Source organism: Endozoicomonas gorgoniicola, from assembly GCF_025562715.2.
GTDB classification, from domain to species: domain Bacteria; phylum Pseudomonadota; class Gammaproteobacteria; order Pseudomonadales; family Endozoicomonadaceae; genus Endozoicomonas_A; species Endozoicomonas_A gorgoniicola.
On record NZ_JAPFCC010000001.1, the window covers coordinates 6,123,009 to 6,139,902 of the forward strand.

Sequence of the window (16,894 nt, forward strand, 5' to 3'; positions counted from 1 at the left end):
CGAACTGATGGCTGCTGCTTCAGCAGACAGCTTCTCAATCATAATAATTCATCATTGTCTGCTACCAGGAAAGGTTACCAGCCTCTGCTGTAAGGTATCGGTCTCATTAAGCGGTGCCGGGTCAAGAGTGGTTTTCGTCAAAAGCGGAAGTGTTTCTCAATCAGCAGTCATCAATTTCAGGAAGACAGCACTCGAACCCTAGAACAAACGACTGACTGGATAAAGATTGCCTATGAAATCAGGTCTGTATAACCCCGGGGAGTTTCGGGATAACTGCGGTTTTGGCCTTATTGCCCACATGGAGGGTAACAAAAGCCATGACCTCCTGAACACTGCAATTGAAGCGCTCACCTGCATGACGCACCGGGGGGGGATTGCAGCCGATGGTAAGACAGGCGACGGCTGTGGTCTTTTGCTGCAAACCCCAGACTCCTTTTTCCGTACCGTTGCCAGAGAACAGCTTGGCAAGCCTCTGCCAGAACTGTATGCCGTTGGCATGATTTTCCTGAGCCAGCATAAAGACAAAGCACAAACGGCTCGTCGTCGGATTGAACATGACCTGGCTGATCAGGGGTTGTCGGTTGCAGGCTGGCGGACAGTGCCGGTCAACAGTCAGTGCCTGGGGCCCATTGCGCTGGAACAGCTGCCTGTTATCGAACAGGTGTTTATTACCGGTGATGCTGATCTGGATGATGTGGCTTTCTCAGCCAGGCTGTATATGGCGCGTCGGTTTACCAATATGGCGCTGGAAAACGACGATGACTTTTATATCTGTTCCCTCTCGACCCGCGTAATCACCTACAAAGGTTTGATGATGCCGGTGGATCTTGCCAACTTCTATGAAGATCTGGGCGACCCACGTTTTGAAACCGCCATCTGCGTGTTCCATCAGCGTTTTTCTACCAATACCATGCCACGCTGGAAGCTGGCCCAGCCTTTCCGCCTGCTGGCCCACAATGGTGAGATCAACACGATTATGGGGAACCGCAACTGGGCTCAGGCGCGCCGTAAAAAATTCCAGTCTGAACTGTTGCCGGGGCTGGATCAGATCAGCCCACTGGTTAACCGCACCGGGTCGGACTCTTCGACTCTGGATAATATGCTGGAGCTGCTGGTGACAGGAGGCGTGGACCTGTACCGGGCGATCCGCATGTTGATTCCACCTGCCTGGCAGAATGTCGACACCATGGCACCCGGACTAAGGGCTTTCTATGAATACAACTCCATGCACATGGAACCCTGGGACGGCCCGGCTGGTCTGGTGCTGTCTGATGGCCGAAAAGCTGTATGTGCCCTGGACCGTAATGGACTGCGCCCCTCCCGCTGGGTGATTACCCGTAACGGCTATCTGACCGTAGCGTCTGAAATTGGCGTTTACGATTACCAACCGGAAGATGTGGTGGCAAAAGGTCGTGTGGGGCCGGGCGAAGTGCTGGCGATTGATACCCAGACCGGGGAACTGCTGCAGGCGCACGACATTGATGAACAGCTCAAAGACCGTCAGCCTTACAAACAGTGGTTGAAGAAATACTCTTATCGCATCCGCTCGGATTTCCGTGAAGACGCCCATCGTATCGAACATCTGGATACACAAGCCCTGAACGTTCATCAGAAGCTTTTTGGTGTCAGCTTTGAAGAGCGGAATCAGGTGATTCGTCCGCTGGTCGAAAATGGTCAGGAAGCCGTCGGTTCCATGGGTGACGATACGCCCATGGCGGTACTGTCTGGCCGGGCCCGTTCAGTCTACGACTATTTTCGTCAACAGTTTGCCCAGGTGACCAACCCGCCAATCGACCCGTTGCGGGAAGCGATTGTTATGTCCCTGGAGACCTGCCTGGGGCGCGAGAAAAATTTGTTCCGGGAATCACCTGAGCTGGCTAACCGGGTTGTCCTGAAATCTCCGGTTCTGTCCACTACTAAATTCCTGAACCTGATCAACGCCCGCCACCAGATGGACGATCTGGAGGTGGAGCGCATTGACTTGAATTACGATCCAGCGGTGGGTCTGAAAGCCGCTATTGAATTCATCTGTGACCAGGCTGAAGCAGCGGTTAATAACGGCAAGGTGGTTATTCACCTGACCGACCGTGATATTGCGGAAGATAAACTGCCTGTTCATGCGGCAATGGCGACGGGTGCCGTCCATCACCGGCTGATTGATAAAGGATTGCGTTCTGATGCTAACCTGTTGGTAGAAACTGCCACGGCCCGTGATTCTCACCACTTTGCTGTGTTGCTGGGCTTTGGTGCTACCGCTATCTATCCCTACCTTGCCTATGAAATCGTCAACGACCAGATTCGTTCTGGCGAAGTGCTGGCTGACCCCCTGGATGCCTATAAGTCCTACCGTAAAGGCATTGACAAAGGTTTGATGAAAATCCTGTCCAAGATGGGAATCTCCACCGTTGCCTCCTATCGTGCGGCGCAGCTTTTTGAAGCGATAGGTCTGGCGACTGAAGTCGTTGATCTGTGCTTTACAGACGTTCAGAGTCGTATTGAAGGTGCCGGGTTTGCTGAGTTCCAGCATGAACAGTTGCTGTTGGCAAATGACGCATGGAAAAAACGCAAGCCTATCCAGCAGGGTGGGCTGCTTAAATATGTACACGACAGTGAATACCACGCTTTTAATCCGGACGTGGTGCAGCAGGCACAGAAAGCCGTTAAAACAGGGGATTACGAAGAGTATCGCCGCTACTCAAAGCTGGTGAATGAACGTCCGGCAGCGACCCTGCGTGACCTGTTTGCCCTGAAAGAGACAGGACAGTCCATTGACCTTGCCAGGGTTGAGCCTGTGGGGGACATCGTTAAACGCTTTGACTCGGCGGCAATGAGTCTGGGCGCACTGTCTCCGGAAGCCCATGAAGCGCTGGCACAGGCCATGAACACCCTGGGAGGCCGCTCAAATTCAGGGGAGGGTGGTGAAGACCCGAACCGTTTTGGCACCAACCGTGTTTCCAAGATTAAACAGATTGCCTCGGGGCGTTTCGGGGTAACGCCTCATTATCTGGTCAATGCGGAAGTATTGCAGATCAAGGTAGCACAGGGTGCCAAGCCGGGTGAAGGCGGTCAGTTACCGGGTGGTAAGGTGAATCGCCTGATTGCCCGTCTACGTCATTCAGTGCCGGGCGTGACCCTGATTTCCCCGCCACCCCATCACGATATTTATTCTATTGAAGACCTGGCGCAGCTGATCTTTGACCTCAAGCAGGTGAACCCGGATGCATTGATTTCGGTGAAGCTGGTGTCTGAACCGGGCGTCGGTACCATCGCTGCCGGTGTTGCCAAGGCGTATGCTGACCTGATTACCATTTCCGGTTATGACGGTGGTACAGCGGCTAGTCCATTGACGTCTATTCGTTACGCCGGTTCTCCCTGGGAGCTGGGCCTGAGTGAAGTGCATCAGACTCTGCGTGGCAACGACATGCGGGGTAAGGTTCGCCTGCAAACCGATGGTGGTCTGAAAACCGGCCTGGATGTGGTGAAGGCTGCCATCCTCGGTGCCGAAAGTTATGGCTTTGGTACGACCCCGATGATTGCTATGGGTTGTAAGTACTTACGAATCTGTCATCTCAATAACTGTGCGACTGGTGTGGCGACGCAGGATAAGAATCTGCGCGACAATCATTTCAAAGGTACGGTGGAAATGATCATGAACTTCTTCACGTTCGTGGCAACAGAAGTTCGTGAGATTCTGGCAAAGCTGGGTATCAGCAGTTTGCAGGAGGTCATTGGCCGCACTGACCTGCTGGAACAGTTGCCGGGTATCAGTGACAAACAACAGCGTCTGGATTTAAGCGCCATTCTTGGCAGTGACCTGATTCCGGAAGATAAGCCGCATACCTGTCAGGTCGAGCGTAACCCCGCATTCGATAAAGGTGAGCTGGCAGAGCAGATGGTGAAAGACTGTCTGGCAGCCATTGAAAGTGGTCAGGGTGGTGAGTTCACTTATACCGTTGGCAACTGTGACCGCTCTATCGGGGCTCGTTTGTCCGGAGAAATTGCCAGGCGTTATGGCAATCACGGTATGGACGATCATCCGGTCCGGCTGAACCTGGCTGGCTCGGCCGGGCAAAGTTTTGGTGTGTGGAATGCGGGTGGTCTGAACATGCATCTGGAAGGGGATGCCAATGACTATGTAGGTAAGGGCATGACCGGTGGTGAGCTGGTAATTCGTCCTCCACAGGGCAGCACCTTCAAATCCAATGAAACTTCTATTATCGGTAACACCTGTTTATACGGCGCAACCGGCGGGAAATTGTACGCCGCTGGTCGTGCAGGTGAACGACTGGCTGTGCGTAATTCGGGTGCTACCGCTATCGTTGAAGGGGCTGGCGACCACTGTTGTGAGTATATGACAGGCGGCCTGGTAGCAGTTCTGGGAGAGACAGGTTACAACTTTGGCGCAGGCATGACCGGTGGTTTTGCCTATGTGCTCGACCTGCACCGTTACTTCGTCGATCGTTACAACCATGAGCTGGTGGACATTCACCGTATTGACACCGAAAGCATGGAAATGTACCAGTCGCACCTGCTGGGGCTGCTGGAAGACTACGCCAACAAAACCGGCAGTAATTGGGGGCGTGAGCTGTATGAAGAGTTCTATGATTACCGTGGCCGTTTCTGGCTTGTGAAGCCCAAGGCTGCGGATTTGGACTCATTGCTGGCAACTACCCGTGGGCGTCCTGAATAGGCCGCTGTGCAGGGAGTTGCAATGAATGTTAACGATTACAGCGAATGAGGTCAGACAGAATGTCACATTACAGTAGCAACCGATTAAACAATCACTTCCAGTTTGTGGAAGTGAACCGCAAAGACCCTGAGAAAAAAGCGCTCAGAGCCCGCAAACGGGACTTTGTAGAAATTTACAAGCCCTTCAGTGAAACCGAGGTGAAGCGACAGGCACATCGTTGCATTGCCTGCGGTAACCCTTACTGCGAATGGAAATGCCCGGTACACAACTATATCCCGGACTGGCTGAAGCTGGTGTCCGAAGGCAATCTGTTCGAAGCGGCCGAGTTGTCGCACCAGACCAACAGCCTGCCGGAAGTCTGTGGTCGGGTCTGCCCACAGGATCGTCTGTGTGAAGGTGCCTGCACCCTGAATGACGGGTTTGGTGCCGTTACCATTGGCGCTACGGAGAAATACATTACGGATACGGCGCTGGCACTGGGCTGGCGTCCGGATATGTCAAAGGTTGAGTGGACGGATAAAAAGGTAGCCATTATTGGCGCTGGCCCTGCTGGCCTGGGTTGTGCTGATATTCTGGCACGCAATGGCGTAAAGCCTGTGGTGTTTGATAAATACCCGGAGATTGGCGGGCTTCTGACCTTTGGTATTCCGGAATTCAAGCTGGAAAAGCATGTCATGAGCCGTCGTCGTGAAATCTTTACCGAGATGGGGGTTGAGTTCCAGCTGAATACGGAAGTCGGCAAAGATGTACAGATGGCTGAGTTGCTAAAAGAATACGACGCTGTATTTATGGGTATGGGAACCTATTCCTATATGAAAGGCGGTTTTCCGGGCGAGAGCCTGCCGGGGGTTTATGAAGCCCTGCCGTTCCTGGTTTCCAATGTAAACCGTAACCTTGGTTATGAGCAGGACGAAGCAGACTTTATCGACCTGAAAGGTAAAAGGGTGGTGGTACTGGGTGGTGGTGATACGGCGATGGACTGTAACCGGACCTCCATTCGCCAGGGCGCAGCCAGTGTCACCTGTGCCTATCGCCGTGATGAAGAAAATATGCCCGGCTCCCGTCGTGAAGTGGCCAATGCCAAACAGGAAGGTGTCCGGTTCCTGTTCAATCGTCAGCCTGTTGAAATCGTCGGTAATGGCAAGGTAGAAGGCATTAAGCTGGTGTCTACTGAACTGGGGGAATCGGATGAAAACGGCCGTCGTCGTCCGCAGGTGATTCCCGGCAGTGAGGAAATTCTGGCAGCGGATGCCGTACTGGTTGCCTTTGGTTTCCGTCCAAGCCCGGCACCATGGTTTGACGACCATGATATTCAGCTGGACGATGGTGGTCGTGTAGTCGCACCGGAACAGGCACAGTTCAGCTTCCAGACCTCCAACCCGAAAGTCTTTGCCGGGGGCGATATGGTTCGCGGTTCTGATCTGGTTGTCACCGCCATCTGGGAAGGGCGGCAGGCGGCAGAAGGCATTCTGGATTTTCTGGATGTTTGAATAATAAACAGCCAACAGCCAACAGCCCGAAGCTAAGGAGTAAAAATGACAAAATTAAAAAATGATCGTCTCTTAAAAGCTCTGTTGCGGGAGCCGGTGGATGTCACGCCGGTGTGGATGATGCGGCAGGCCGGGCGCTACCTGCCTGAATACCGGGCTTTGAGGAAAGAGGCGGGTGATTTTATGTCGCTGTGCCAGAATCCGCAGTTTGCCTGTGAAGTCACGTTGCAGCCGCTGGAACGATTTCCTCTGGATGCGGCGATTCTGTTCTCTGATATCCTGACCATTCCCGATGCTATGGGGCTTGGGCTTTATTTTGAAACCGGTGAAGGACCAAAGTTTAAAAAGCCGGTAAGAACATCAGCCGATATTGACCAGTTAAGTGTTCCTGATCCGGAAAAAGACCTTGGCTATGTGATGGACGCAGTACGAGTGATTCGTCGGGAGTTAAACGGGCGAGTCCCGCTGATCGGTTTTTCCGGCAGCCCGTGGACATTGGCCACCTATATGGTCGAGGGTAGTAGCAGCAAAGACTTCCGTCGCATAAAAGCCATGATGTACGACCAGCCTCAGGCGTTGCACCAGTTGTTAAGAGTGCTGGCTGATTCCGTCACGGCCTATCTGAACGCCCAGATAAAAGCCGGAGCCCAGGCGGTTCAGGTTTTTGATACCTGGGGTGGTGTTTTGTCTCCGGACTGTTACCGGGAGTTTTCCCTGAACTACATGCAGAAGATTGTTTCCGGACTGGTCAGAGAAAACGAAGGTCGCAGGGTGCCGGTCATTCTTTTCACCAAAAATGGCGGGCAGTGGCTGGAATGGATGGCAGAAACCGGAACGGATGCTCTTGGACTGGATTGGACAACGTCTATTGATGATGCCCGTAGCAGGGTGGGTGACAAGGTAGCCTTGCAGGGCAATATGGACCCTTCTGTGTTGTACGCTTCTGCCCCGCGCATACGACAGGAGGTGGGTAATATTCTGCAACGTTTTGGTTCAGGTTCCGGACATGTCTTTAATCTTGGACATGGTATTCATCAGTTTGTGGAGCCGGAAAAAGCAGCGGTATTTGTTCATGCGGTGCATGAGTTATCTCAGCATTACCACTGACTAAGCTGGTTCTGCGATTTTTTTTGGGCAGGTCGCTTTGTTTTGTTTAACTGAACAGCGCCTGCCCCGGAGATTTAACAGTCCGACAGGCTCCGGAGAATAAGCACTGGAGGGATCTGGCTCCATGGTGACGGTTTATCACGATGGAGCCTTGTTGAATCAAAGAAGCTGTTAGCCGGTTCTCATCCGGTCATTCCGATAAAGTAACAGGGCTGACCTGATACCAATTTATGCTTCTTCCCTGACAATCGCACGGTAGCCTATATCTGTTCGGTTATAAACGTCATTCCACTGTACTTTTGCAACGCCTTCGTAAGCGGCCTTTTGCGCCGTTCCGGCAGACTCGCCAAGCGCCGTCACACAAAGTACCCTGCCACCATTGGTCAGTACGTCTTTGCCTTCCAGCTGGGTACCTGCGTGGAATACCTTACAGTTGTCATTGTTGGCATCGTCAATACCTGTGATCAGGTCGCCTTTACGGTAATTGGCAGGGTATCCGCCAGCTGCCATGACAACGCCCAGGGCAGTGCGGGAGTCCCACTGAGGCTGCACGGAATCCAGTTCGCCTCTGGCTCCGGCAAGGCACAACTGAGCAAGGCTGGATTGTAAACGCATCATAATTGGCTGGGTTTCCGGATCACCAAAACGACAGTTGTATTCTAGTACCTTAGGTGTCCCTTCAGCGTCAATCATCAGGCCAGCGTACAGGAAACCTTTGTATACATAGCCTTCTGCCGCCATGCCTTCCACGGTCGGAATAATGACTTCTTTCATGGCACGGTCATGAATGGCCTGTGTGACCACCGGAGCGGGTGAGTAAGCCCCCATGCCGCCGGTGTTTGGACCCTGGTCGCCGTTGTCACGGGCTTTATGGTCCTGACTGGTAGCCATAGGCAGAATATTTTTGCCGTCGACCATGACGATAAAGCTGGCTTCTTCGCCGGTCAGAAATTCTTCGATCACCACCCGGTGTCCTGCCTCTCCAAAGGCATTGCCAGCCAGCATATCGTCGATAGCAGTAAAGGCTTCTTCTTCTGTTTGTGCCAGAATAACGCCTTTACCGGCTGCAAGACCGTCTGCCTTAACAACAATCGGAGCGCCCTTCTCACGCACATAAGCTTTGGCGGGTTCGATGCTGGTAAAGTTCTGGTAGTCAGCGGTTGGAATCTTATGGCGGGCAAGAAAGTCTTTGGTAAACGCTTTGGAACCTTCAAGCTGGGCAGCCGCCTGTGTCGGGCCAAAGATGTTAAGGCTTTCTGCCTCAAAACGATCAACAATACCTGCCACCAGAGGGGCTTCGGGTCCAACGATGGTCAGGTCAATGGCTTCTTCTTTGGCAAAAGCAACCAGCCTGTCCAGCTCCAGAACGCCGATACTGACATTGGTCATACCGGGCTCAAGATGGGTTCCGGCATTGCCGGGAGCCACAAAAACCTGTTGTACGTTTTGATCCTGGGCCACCTTCCATGCCAGAGCATGTTCGCGGCCGCCGTTTCCGATGATCAGCACTTTCATGATTTGCCTGTCCTTCAGGTGCCTGGGGTATAGAATCCACCACGAAGAGTGGGGTGGATTTGTTATTGTCGCTCTTCAGTGAAGCTCTTCAGTGAAGAAAGTGTCGAACGCCAGTGAAGACCATGGCGATGTCGGCTTCGTTCGCCGCATCAATCACTTCTTGGTCTCGCATGGAGCCACCGGGTTGAATCACTGCAGTAATACCGGCTTTGGCTGCTGCGTCAATGCCATCACGGAACGGGAAGAAGGCATCAGATGCCATGACCGATCCGGGTACTTCCAGATTCTCGTCCGCTGCTTTTATGCCCGCAATTCTGGCACTGTATACACGACTCATCTGACCAGCGCCGACACCAATGGTCTGGCTGTTCTTAGCGTAAACGATGGCATTGGATTTAACGAACTTACCGACTTTCCAGGCAAACAGCAGGTCTTTCAGCTCGGCTTCGGTGGGAGCGCGGTCGGTTACGACTTTCATGTTGGCGTGGGTAGTAACGAACTGGTCGCAATCCTGAACCAGCAGGCCACCGTTAACACGCTTGAAGTCGAGGAACGGGGCTGGCTTTTCTGGGAAAGAGCCGCAGTTCAGCAGGCGTACATTCTTCTTTTGCACAACAATGTTTCTGGCGGTTTCATCAATCGCAGGAGCGATAATCACTTCAACAAACTGACGGTCGATGATGGCTTGAGCGGTGTCAGCATCCAGCGTACGGTTGAAGGCGATGATGCCTCCGAAAGCCGAGGTTGGGTCGGTGGCGTAAGCCTGGTTGTAGGCATCCAGAGTAGTTTCAGCAATGGCTACACCACAAGGGTTAGCGTGTTTGACGATCACGCAGGCTGGTTTTTCAAAGGTTTTAACGCATTCCAGGGCAGCATCAGTGTCAGCAATGTTGTTGTAGGACAGTGCTTTACCCTGAATCTGCTGAGCGGAGGCAATGGTTCCGGCAGGTGCGTTCTTTTCAACATAAAATGCCGCTTTCTGGTGAGGGTTCTCACCATAACGCATGTCTTGGGCTTTATGAAACTGGGTGTTGAACGTGCGAGGGAAATGGGCGTCTGTATCGTTGTCACTCTTGCTGAAAGGGTTGACAAGCTTACCCAGGTGGTTGGCAATGGCACCGTCGTAGTGGGCAGTGTGTTCAAAGGCCTTGACTGCCAGATCGAAACGGGTAGCGGCAGAAACAGCATTGTTGCTGTTATCCATTTCTTCCAGAACCCGGTTATAGTCACTGGTATTAACGACGATGACAGTGTCACGGTGGTTTTTGGCTGCAGAGCGCACCATGGTTGGGCCGCCGATATCGATGTTTTCGATGGCCATTGGCAGATCGCAGTCGTCTCGGGCGATAGTCTGCTCGAACGGATAAAGATTGACGACTACGAGGTCAATCGGGTTGATGCCATGTTCTGCCATCACCGCTTCGTCCTGACCACTGCGTCCCAGGATGCCGCCGTGAACTTTCGGGTGCAGGGTTTTAACACGGCCATCCATCATTTCAGGAAAACCGGTGTAACTGGAGATATCAATAGCAGGGATGTTGTTTTCAACCAGCAGCTTATAGGTGCCGCCGGTGGAGAGAATTTCTACAGAACGCTGATGCAGCGCGCTGGCAAATTCTATAATACCGGATTTATCAGAAACGCTGATAAGGGCTCGACGAATAGGAGATACAGGGGAATCGACTGCCATCTTTCCTTTCTCTGAAATAGCCGCATGATGCGACTAAAGGTTAGTATTGCCTGTTAAGCTGGCAGATTTTAGCTGGAACTTCTTCTTTTTGCAGCAACTATGTAGAATATTCGTTCAAAAAAATTGAAAAAACAAAAAAGGCGACTAAAAAGCCGCCTTTCAAAATAACGTTGCCGTTTATTACAGCAAACCGTACTGTTTCAGTTTCTTGCGCAGAGTGCCACGGTTCAGACCCAGCAGGATTGCTGCTTTTGTCTGGTTACCTTTTACGTAAGCCATTACGGTTTCCAGCAGAGGTGCTTCAACCTCGGACAGAACCATTTCGTATACGTCGGTCACTTCCTGACCGTCCAGGTGTGCGAAGTAATTGTTCATGGCTTTCTCAACGCTGTCACGCAGAGTCTGGCTTTCGCTCTCGACTTTGCCGACCAGATGATGAGCGCCTGCATTTCGGTCTTCTACAAACACTTGTGTGGCTGTCATGCTGCTATATCCTTTCCTTTACCCCTATCCTGAGCCGCGCTCTCCAGCGAGGTCTCTGAATGTCTGGTTGTGTTGGTTTCTAAAAAGCTCTGAAAATACTCCAGTATGCAGTTTTGTTGGGTTTCTGCAGATTCCAGGCTGTTGAATTGTTTCTTCAGCCCGGAACCTGATGGCTTAGCCTGCAAGTACCAGCCAACGTGTTTTCTGGCGATGCGTACGCCCTGGTGTTCTCCGTAGAACTCATAAAGGGCGCTGAGGTGTCCGAGCAGGATTTGCTGTACTTCTTCCGCAGCAGGCTCAGGCAGTTTTTCACCCTGTTTCAGGTAGTGGTTGATTTCCCTGAAAATCCAGGGTCTTCCCTGAGCTGCCCTGCCTACCATCACGGCATCGGCGCCGGTTAACTCAAACACCTGCTTCGCTTTTTCCGGTGTTGTTATGTCGCCATTGGCAATCACCGGTATGTCTATAGCCTCACAAACGGTGCGGATAGTGTCGTACTCGGCCTCGCCTTTATACATACACTGTCGGGTTCTTCCATGTATGGAAAGCGCCTGTATGCCAGAATCCTGTGCCATTCGGGCAATATCCAGAGCATTTTTCTGCTCCGGACTCCAGCCGGTCCTGATTTTCAGGGTAACTGGAATATCGACTGCCGCTACCACCGTCTGCAGTATCTGCCTGACCAGTTCCGGTTCTTTCATCAGAGCGGAGCCAGAGGCTTTATTGCATACTTTTTTGGCCGGGCATCCCATATTGATGTCTATGATCTGCGCCCCCCGCTCCTGGTTAGCCCTGGCTGCTTCCGCCATCTGGACGGGTTCGCTGCCGGCTATCTGCACAGAACGTGGTTCGTGTTCACCGCTGTGGTCCATACGCAGCCTGGACTTTCGGGTATTCCAGAGTTTCGAGTTGCTGGTAACCATTTCGGATACCGCCATGCCAGCCCCCATGTCCAGACACAGCTGGCGGAATGGGCGATCCGTTACTCCTGCCATAGGTGCCAGAATAACGGGGTTCTCGATGGTGTATGGGCCAATCTTCAACAAAGGAATGCCTCTGACTACGAAAAACAACGAACAATCTTTCCATGATACTCTGTACAAAAAATGTACGAAAGTGGGAGGGTACGAAATCCCTCAGTCAGTCAGCCGCTTCAGTTGCCTGACCATGAGAAAATGCATAAAAGGCATATTTCAAAGGTGAATTTAATCACCTGTGGAGACAACTAAAGATAAATACTCTTTCACTTCGGTGTTTATATAGTGACTTATCTGGTAGAAACCTCAAGCCATTGTCATTGAAATCTGACCAATTCTTGATCTAAATCAAGTGCTTAATGGTTTTAATATTAAGTATCTGTCAGTATTTTTCGCGTGATATGTAGGCGTTTTCCAGTTATTTACAGTGTTTTTCTCTTAAAGGTGAGGCGGTAGTTTACTGCGTCCGGACCAGGGTCAAGGAGTTCAAGGCTTAGGCGAATCGCCTGATTGGCAGGCATTTCTCTGGTACCTGCCAGTTCTCCGCCAAGATACTCTTTTGGGCTAAAGGTCCGGCTGGCAACGGGCTGGTCGTGGAGATTGGAAAATGTCAGTGACAGTTTTGGCCAGGGTTGGGGGTGGTTGGCTTTATTGATGATAACGGCGTCAACGATCATCATTTCGCTGATATCAGGATGAATGCGAACCAGCAGTTGGGAACTCTGGATTTCGTCGATATCGACAACGGGTGGCAGAGTGCAGTTCACTGTTTTGCACAGCCATTGGTACCAAGGGCGAAGTGGCGGGTCCAGTGACAGTTCATTTTTGTTGAACCATAGGTACTGAACAACGAGAGCCAGGCAGGCAAAGAAGGCGGTGATGTATTCAAACATTCGTTTTCTGCTGGCTTTTGGCCGGCGTGGTCGTTTCTCCTGACGAATGTCTACCTGCTCTTTATCCAGACCGTTGAGTAATGAGTTTAAGGGCTGGCTGTTACCGCTTTGACTGTTTTTGGCGGACGAAACAAGAGTGGATGCCGTCATCGTTTTTTCAGACAGTTTCTGCTCTGGAGACAGGGGTTCTGAAGGGGCAGTGCCTGCCTGCTGTTGTTCTGAATGGCTTAGGGTTGTTTCTGGTGAGTCGATGCCTGCGTTAAAGACATGAAGACAGGAGCCGCAGCGAACAGAGCCACCGGCGGCGCGAAGCTGGGCCTGTGTGACACGAAACGTTGTCTGGCATTTGGGGCAGCGGGTTGTGTTAACCCTTGAGGGCGTCATTTAGCGTATCAATTCCAGAGTAATAAACAGTTACTCATGGAATTAGAGCAAAGAGCCGGTGGCGAGTCCAGTGCAGCACTAGCGCTGCACTGGCAGTGAACAGGTTAGCGGCGGGTGCCTGTGACCAGAATCCAGTCATCATTGTGAACGACAGGCTCCAGGTCAAACCATTCGGAGTAAGTGGCAACGATACTATCGGTTTGTTCAGACAAAATACCTGACAGGGCGATTTTGCCACCAGGCTCCAGATACTCAGCCAGGGTGTGGGCCAGTTGTACAAGGGGGCCGGCAAGAATGTTAGCGAGGACTATATCTACTTTTTCCTGTGGTGCTTTTTCCGGCAGGAATACCTGCAGTTTTTCCGGGGCAATCCTGTTCCGTTCGGCATTGTCGATGGTGGCAGTCAGAGCCTGAGGATCCAGGTCAACACCGGTGACACGTCTGGCTCCCAGCAACAGGGCGGCAATGGCGAGAATACCGGAGCCGCAACCATAGTCGACAATGCTTTTCTCACACAGGTCACCCTGCTTTTCCAGCCATTCAAGGCACAGCGCTGTTGTTGGGTGAGTACCGGTTCCAAAGGCCAGGCCAGGGTCCAGCATCAGATTGACAGCGTCGGGTTCTGGTACTTCTTTCCAGCTGGGGCAAACCCAGAGACGGGTACCAAACTGCATGGGGACAAAATGAGTCATCCATTCACGCTCCCAGTCCTTGTCTTCCACAATTTCAATTTTGTGGTTTGGGAATGGTTCGCGCAGGTACTGGTTTTTGAGAATGTTGATCACTTCATCCATATCGGTGTGAGCGTCAAACAGGCCAATGACGACAGTATGGTGCCAGAGTGGGGTGCTGCCTGGCTCTGGCTCAAACAGGGGCTGGTCTTTTCCGTCCTGCAGGGTAACGGCGCTGGCTCCGGCTTCAAGCAGCAGATCTTCCAGTTCTGCGGCGTGATCGGAATTGGTATCAAGTCTGATTTGTATCCAGGGCATGAGAAGAGAACTTGTAAAAAAGAGAAGAAAGGCAGAACAGGGATTCTGCAGAAAACGGGGGTAATTCTAGCAGGGTTGGCTTCAGGTCTGCACGAAAGACTTATACCCAGAGCGAACCCATCATTGAATCTCTGTGAATAAGTCTTTCGTACTCAGAACTGGCGAATCAGTCGTCTGCCAGTTTCTTTTCCAGATAGTGAATATTGACACCACCTTTCTGGAAGTTGTTGTCGCGTACCAGCGCCTGATGCAGCGGAATGTTAGTTCGAATGCCTTCAATCACGGCTTCGTCGAGTGCATTCTGCATCCTTTTCAGGGCGGTCTCGCGATCCGGTCCAAAGGTGATCAGTTTGGCAATCAGCGAATCGTAGTAAGGTGGTACGGTATAGCCGTTATACAGGTGAGAGTCCACGCGAACACCATTGCCGCCAGGCGCATGGAACTGGGTTACTTTGCCGGGAGAGGGCATGAAGGTGATCGGGTCTTCTGCATTAATCCGGCATTCAAAGGCATGGCCTTGCAGCACAATGTCGTCCTGGGTAACGCTCAGGGGATGTCCACTGGCGATGCGGAGCTGTTCTTTGACAATATCGACACCAGAGATCAACTCGGTGACGGGATGCTCAACCTGAACACGGGTATTCATTTCAATAAAATAAAAGTGGCCGTCTTCATACAGAAACTCAAACGTGCCTGCGCCTCTGTAGCCGATCTCAATACAGGCGCGGGTGCAGGCGGCTGCAACCGTTGCCCGGGCATCTTCGTCGATGTAGGGAGCGGGCGCTTCTTCGATCACCTTCTGGTGGCGACGCTGCAGGGAGCAGTCACGGTCGCCCAGGTGGATTGCGCCACCCTGACCGTCAGCTAACACCTGAAACTCAACGTGACGAGGGTTCTGCAGGAATTTTTCCAGATAAACCGTATCGTTATTGAAAGCCGCCTTGGCTTCGGATTTGGTGAGGCTGATGCCGTTCAGTAGTTCGGATTCTTCATTAACCACACGCATGCCGCGACCACCACCGCCACCGGATGCTTTGATAATAACGGGATAACCAATGCGACGGGCGATAGCAAGGGTGCGCTCGGTGTCGCTGGTCAGAGGACCATCGGAACCGGGAACGGTGGGTACGCCCGCTTCCTTCATGGCGGCGATAGCGGAAACCTTGTCCCCCATCAGGCGAATAACATCAGCGGATGGACCGATAAATGTGAAACCGCTGCGATCCACCTGTTCGGCAAAATCAGCGTTTTCAGACAGGAAGCCGTAACCGGGGTGAATAGCGGTGGCATCCGTCACTTCGGCAGCGCTGATGATCGCCGGAATATTCAGGTAGCTTTCGACCGGGCTGTTTGGGCCAATGCACACTGACTCGTCAGCCAGGTGGACATGCATCAGGTCTTCATCGGCTTTGGAGTGGACTGCAACGGTTTTAACACCCAGCTCTTTACAGGCTCGCAGTACCCTCAGGGCGATTTCACCCCGGTTGGCAATAACGATTTTATCCAGCATGGCATTACTCTCAGGAAATCGTGAATAATGGCTGGTCGTATTCAACGGCCTGGCCGTTTTCAACCAGAATGGCTTCAATAGTACCGGACTTGTCGGCTTTGATCTGGTTCATCATCTTCATGGCTTCGACGATGCACAGAACATCACCTTCCTTGATGTGCTGACCTACCTCCACAAACGCTGGTGAGCTGGGGGAAGGTGCTGTGTAGAAAGTGCCTACCATGGGCGATGTAATCTGGTGACCGTTTGGCTGAGGCGCTGCCGGGGCAACGGTTTCGGTCGCTGGTGCTGCCGCTGTGGCGGGTGCAGGTGCTACTGTAGCTACCGGAGCCGGCTGGGCAAAATAGCTGGCAGCCGGAGCGTTCTGGGAGTAGCGGCTGATGCGGACGGACTCTTCCCCTTCATTAATTTCCAGCTCATCAATCCCGGATTCTTCCAGCAGCTCAATGAGCTTTTTTACTTTTCTGATGTCCATGGTTCAATCTCAAATTCTGTTTGGCAGCCTGTGCCAAGGGTTGAAAGGGGTACGAGTTGGACGGGATATGCCCGGTCGAAAGCTCGAATTCATTTTTCTTGTTTGTCTTACTGTCGGGTTACGTGATCAAGAGCGTAGCTCAGAGCCAGCTCATAACCTTTGGGCCCCAGTCCGGCAATAACGCCCTCGGCGATATCGCTGAAATAGGAATGATGACGGAAAGGTTCACGGCGGTGGATGTTGGAGAGATGCACTTCAACAAAGGGGATGGATACACCCAGAATGGCATCTCGGATAGCAACACTTGTATGGGTATAGGCAGCCGGATTGATGATGATAAAATCAACACCCTTTTCACCGGCCTGATGAATACGCTCAATCAGCTCGTGCTCGGCGTTACTCTGAAAGGTTTCCAGCTGATGCCCCTGGCTGTCTGCCAGTGTGACCAGGTTCTGGTTAATTTGTTGCAAAGTCGTTGCGCCATAAACCCCCGGCTCACGCTTCCCGAGCAGGTTAAGGTTTGGGCCGTTGAGTACAAGTATGCTTGCCATGTATTCCTCTCACAATCGCATTGCATTGTGCCGTAATGTTATAAAATCGTCCAGTTCGTGCTTGTTACGGTACGTTAATGACAGTTACGAAGCATTTCAGCTAATTTGTTGCATAAGTTTTTCTCAGTCATCTTTTTTGG

The 16,894-nt window shown here is 52.1% G+C and carries 12 protein-coding genes; 3 read left to right on the top strand and 9 right to left on the bottom strand.

Annotation, left to right across the window (positions count from 1 at the left end; all coding sequences use genetic code 11):
- Positions 1-232: 232 nt before the first annotated feature.
- Genes gltB through hemE form a run of 3 tightly spaced genes read left to right on the top strand, consistent with a single transcriptional unit; the run spans position 233 to position 7,287 of the window.
- Entirely contained in the window at positions 233-4,690 is a 4,458-nt protein-coding gene (gene gltB, locus NX722_RS27540) for a glutamate synthase large subunit (protein WP_262566009.1), read from the top strand.
- A 59-nt stretch (positions 4,691-4,749) separates the two neighbouring features.
- On the top strand, positions 4,750-6,180 hold the full coding sequence (locus NX722_RS27545) for an FAD-dependent oxidoreductase (RefSeq protein WP_262566010.1): 1,431 nt from the start codon (positions 4,750-4,752) through the stop codon (positions 6,178-6,180).
- 45 nt (positions 6,181-6,225) lie between these two features.
- The gene (hemE, locus tag NX722_RS27550) at positions 6,226-7,287 is read left to right on the top strand and encodes a uroporphyrinogen decarboxylase (RefSeq protein ID WP_262566011.1); all 1,062 of its coding nucleotides are present in this window, start codon (positions 6,226-6,228) and stop codon (positions 7,285-7,287) included.
- Between the two features lie 228 nt (positions 7,288-7,515).
- Here hemE and purD read toward each other — a convergent pair whose 3' ends face one another.
- The 9 genes from purD to aroQ form a co-directional block, all read right to left on the bottom strand.
- Positions 7,516-8,802, bottom strand: a complete 1,287-nt coding sequence (gene purD / locus NX722_RS27555) for a phosphoribosylamine--glycine ligase (RefSeq protein WP_262566012.1) — start codon at positions 8,800-8,802, stop codon at positions 7,516-7,518.
- Positions 8,803-8,890: 88 nt separating this feature from the next.
- Positions 8,891-10,492 (bottom strand): bifunctional phosphoribosylaminoimidazolecarboxamide formyltransferase/IMP cyclohydrolase, encoded by a 1,602-nt coding sequence (purH, locus tag NX722_RS27560; RefSeq protein ID WP_262566013.1) that lies wholly within the window; start codon positions 10,490-10,492, stop codon positions 8,891-8,893.
- Between the two features lie 180 nt (positions 10,493-10,672).
- Positions 10,673-10,975, bottom strand: coding sequence for a DNA-binding transcriptional regulator Fis (gene fis / locus NX722_RS27565; RefSeq protein WP_082212067.1), 303 nt, complete (start codon positions 10,973-10,975; stop codon positions 10,673-10,675).
- A complete protein-coding gene (dusB, locus tag NX722_RS27570; RefSeq protein WP_262568745.1) occupies positions 10,972-12,021 on the bottom strand; it encodes a tRNA dihydrouridine synthase DusB in 1,050 nt (349 codons plus the stop codon). The genes fis and dusB overlap by 4 nt, the downstream gene beginning before the upstream one ends.
- A gap of 353 nt (positions 12,022-12,374) precedes the next feature.
- The gene (locus tag NX722_RS27575; RefSeq protein WP_262566014.1) at positions 12,375-13,229 is read right to left on the bottom strand and encodes a DUF3426 domain-containing protein; all 855 of its coding nucleotides are present in this window, start codon (positions 13,227-13,229) and stop codon (positions 12,375-12,377) included.
- 104 nt (positions 13,230-13,333) lie between these two features.
- Positions 13,334-14,218 carry a 50S ribosomal protein L11 methyltransferase gene (gene prmA, locus NX722_RS27580; protein ID WP_262566015.1) on the bottom strand — a complete coding sequence of 295 codons (885 nt, stop codon included), beginning with the start codon at positions 14,216-14,218 and terminating at the stop codon, positions 13,334-13,336.
- 166 nt (positions 14,219-14,384) lie between these two features.
- The gene (accC, locus tag NX722_RS27585; RefSeq protein WP_262568746.1) at positions 14,385-15,728 is read right to left on the bottom strand and encodes an acetyl-CoA carboxylase biotin carboxylase subunit; all 1,344 of its coding nucleotides are present in this window, start codon (positions 15,726-15,728) and stop codon (positions 14,385-14,387) included.
- 10 nt (positions 15,729-15,738) lie between these two features.
- On the bottom strand, positions 15,739-16,203 hold the full coding sequence (gene accB / locus NX722_RS27590) for an acetyl-CoA carboxylase biotin carboxyl carrier protein (protein ID WP_262566016.1): 465 nt from the start codon (positions 16,201-16,203) through the stop codon (positions 15,739-15,741).
- A gap of 107 nt (positions 16,204-16,310) precedes the next feature.
- On the bottom strand, positions 16,311-16,754 hold the full coding sequence (gene aroQ / locus NX722_RS27595; protein ID WP_262566017.1) for a type II 3-dehydroquinate dehydratase: 444 nt from the start codon (positions 16,752-16,754) through the stop codon (positions 16,311-16,313).
- Positions 16,755-16,894: the final 140 nt, after the last annotated feature.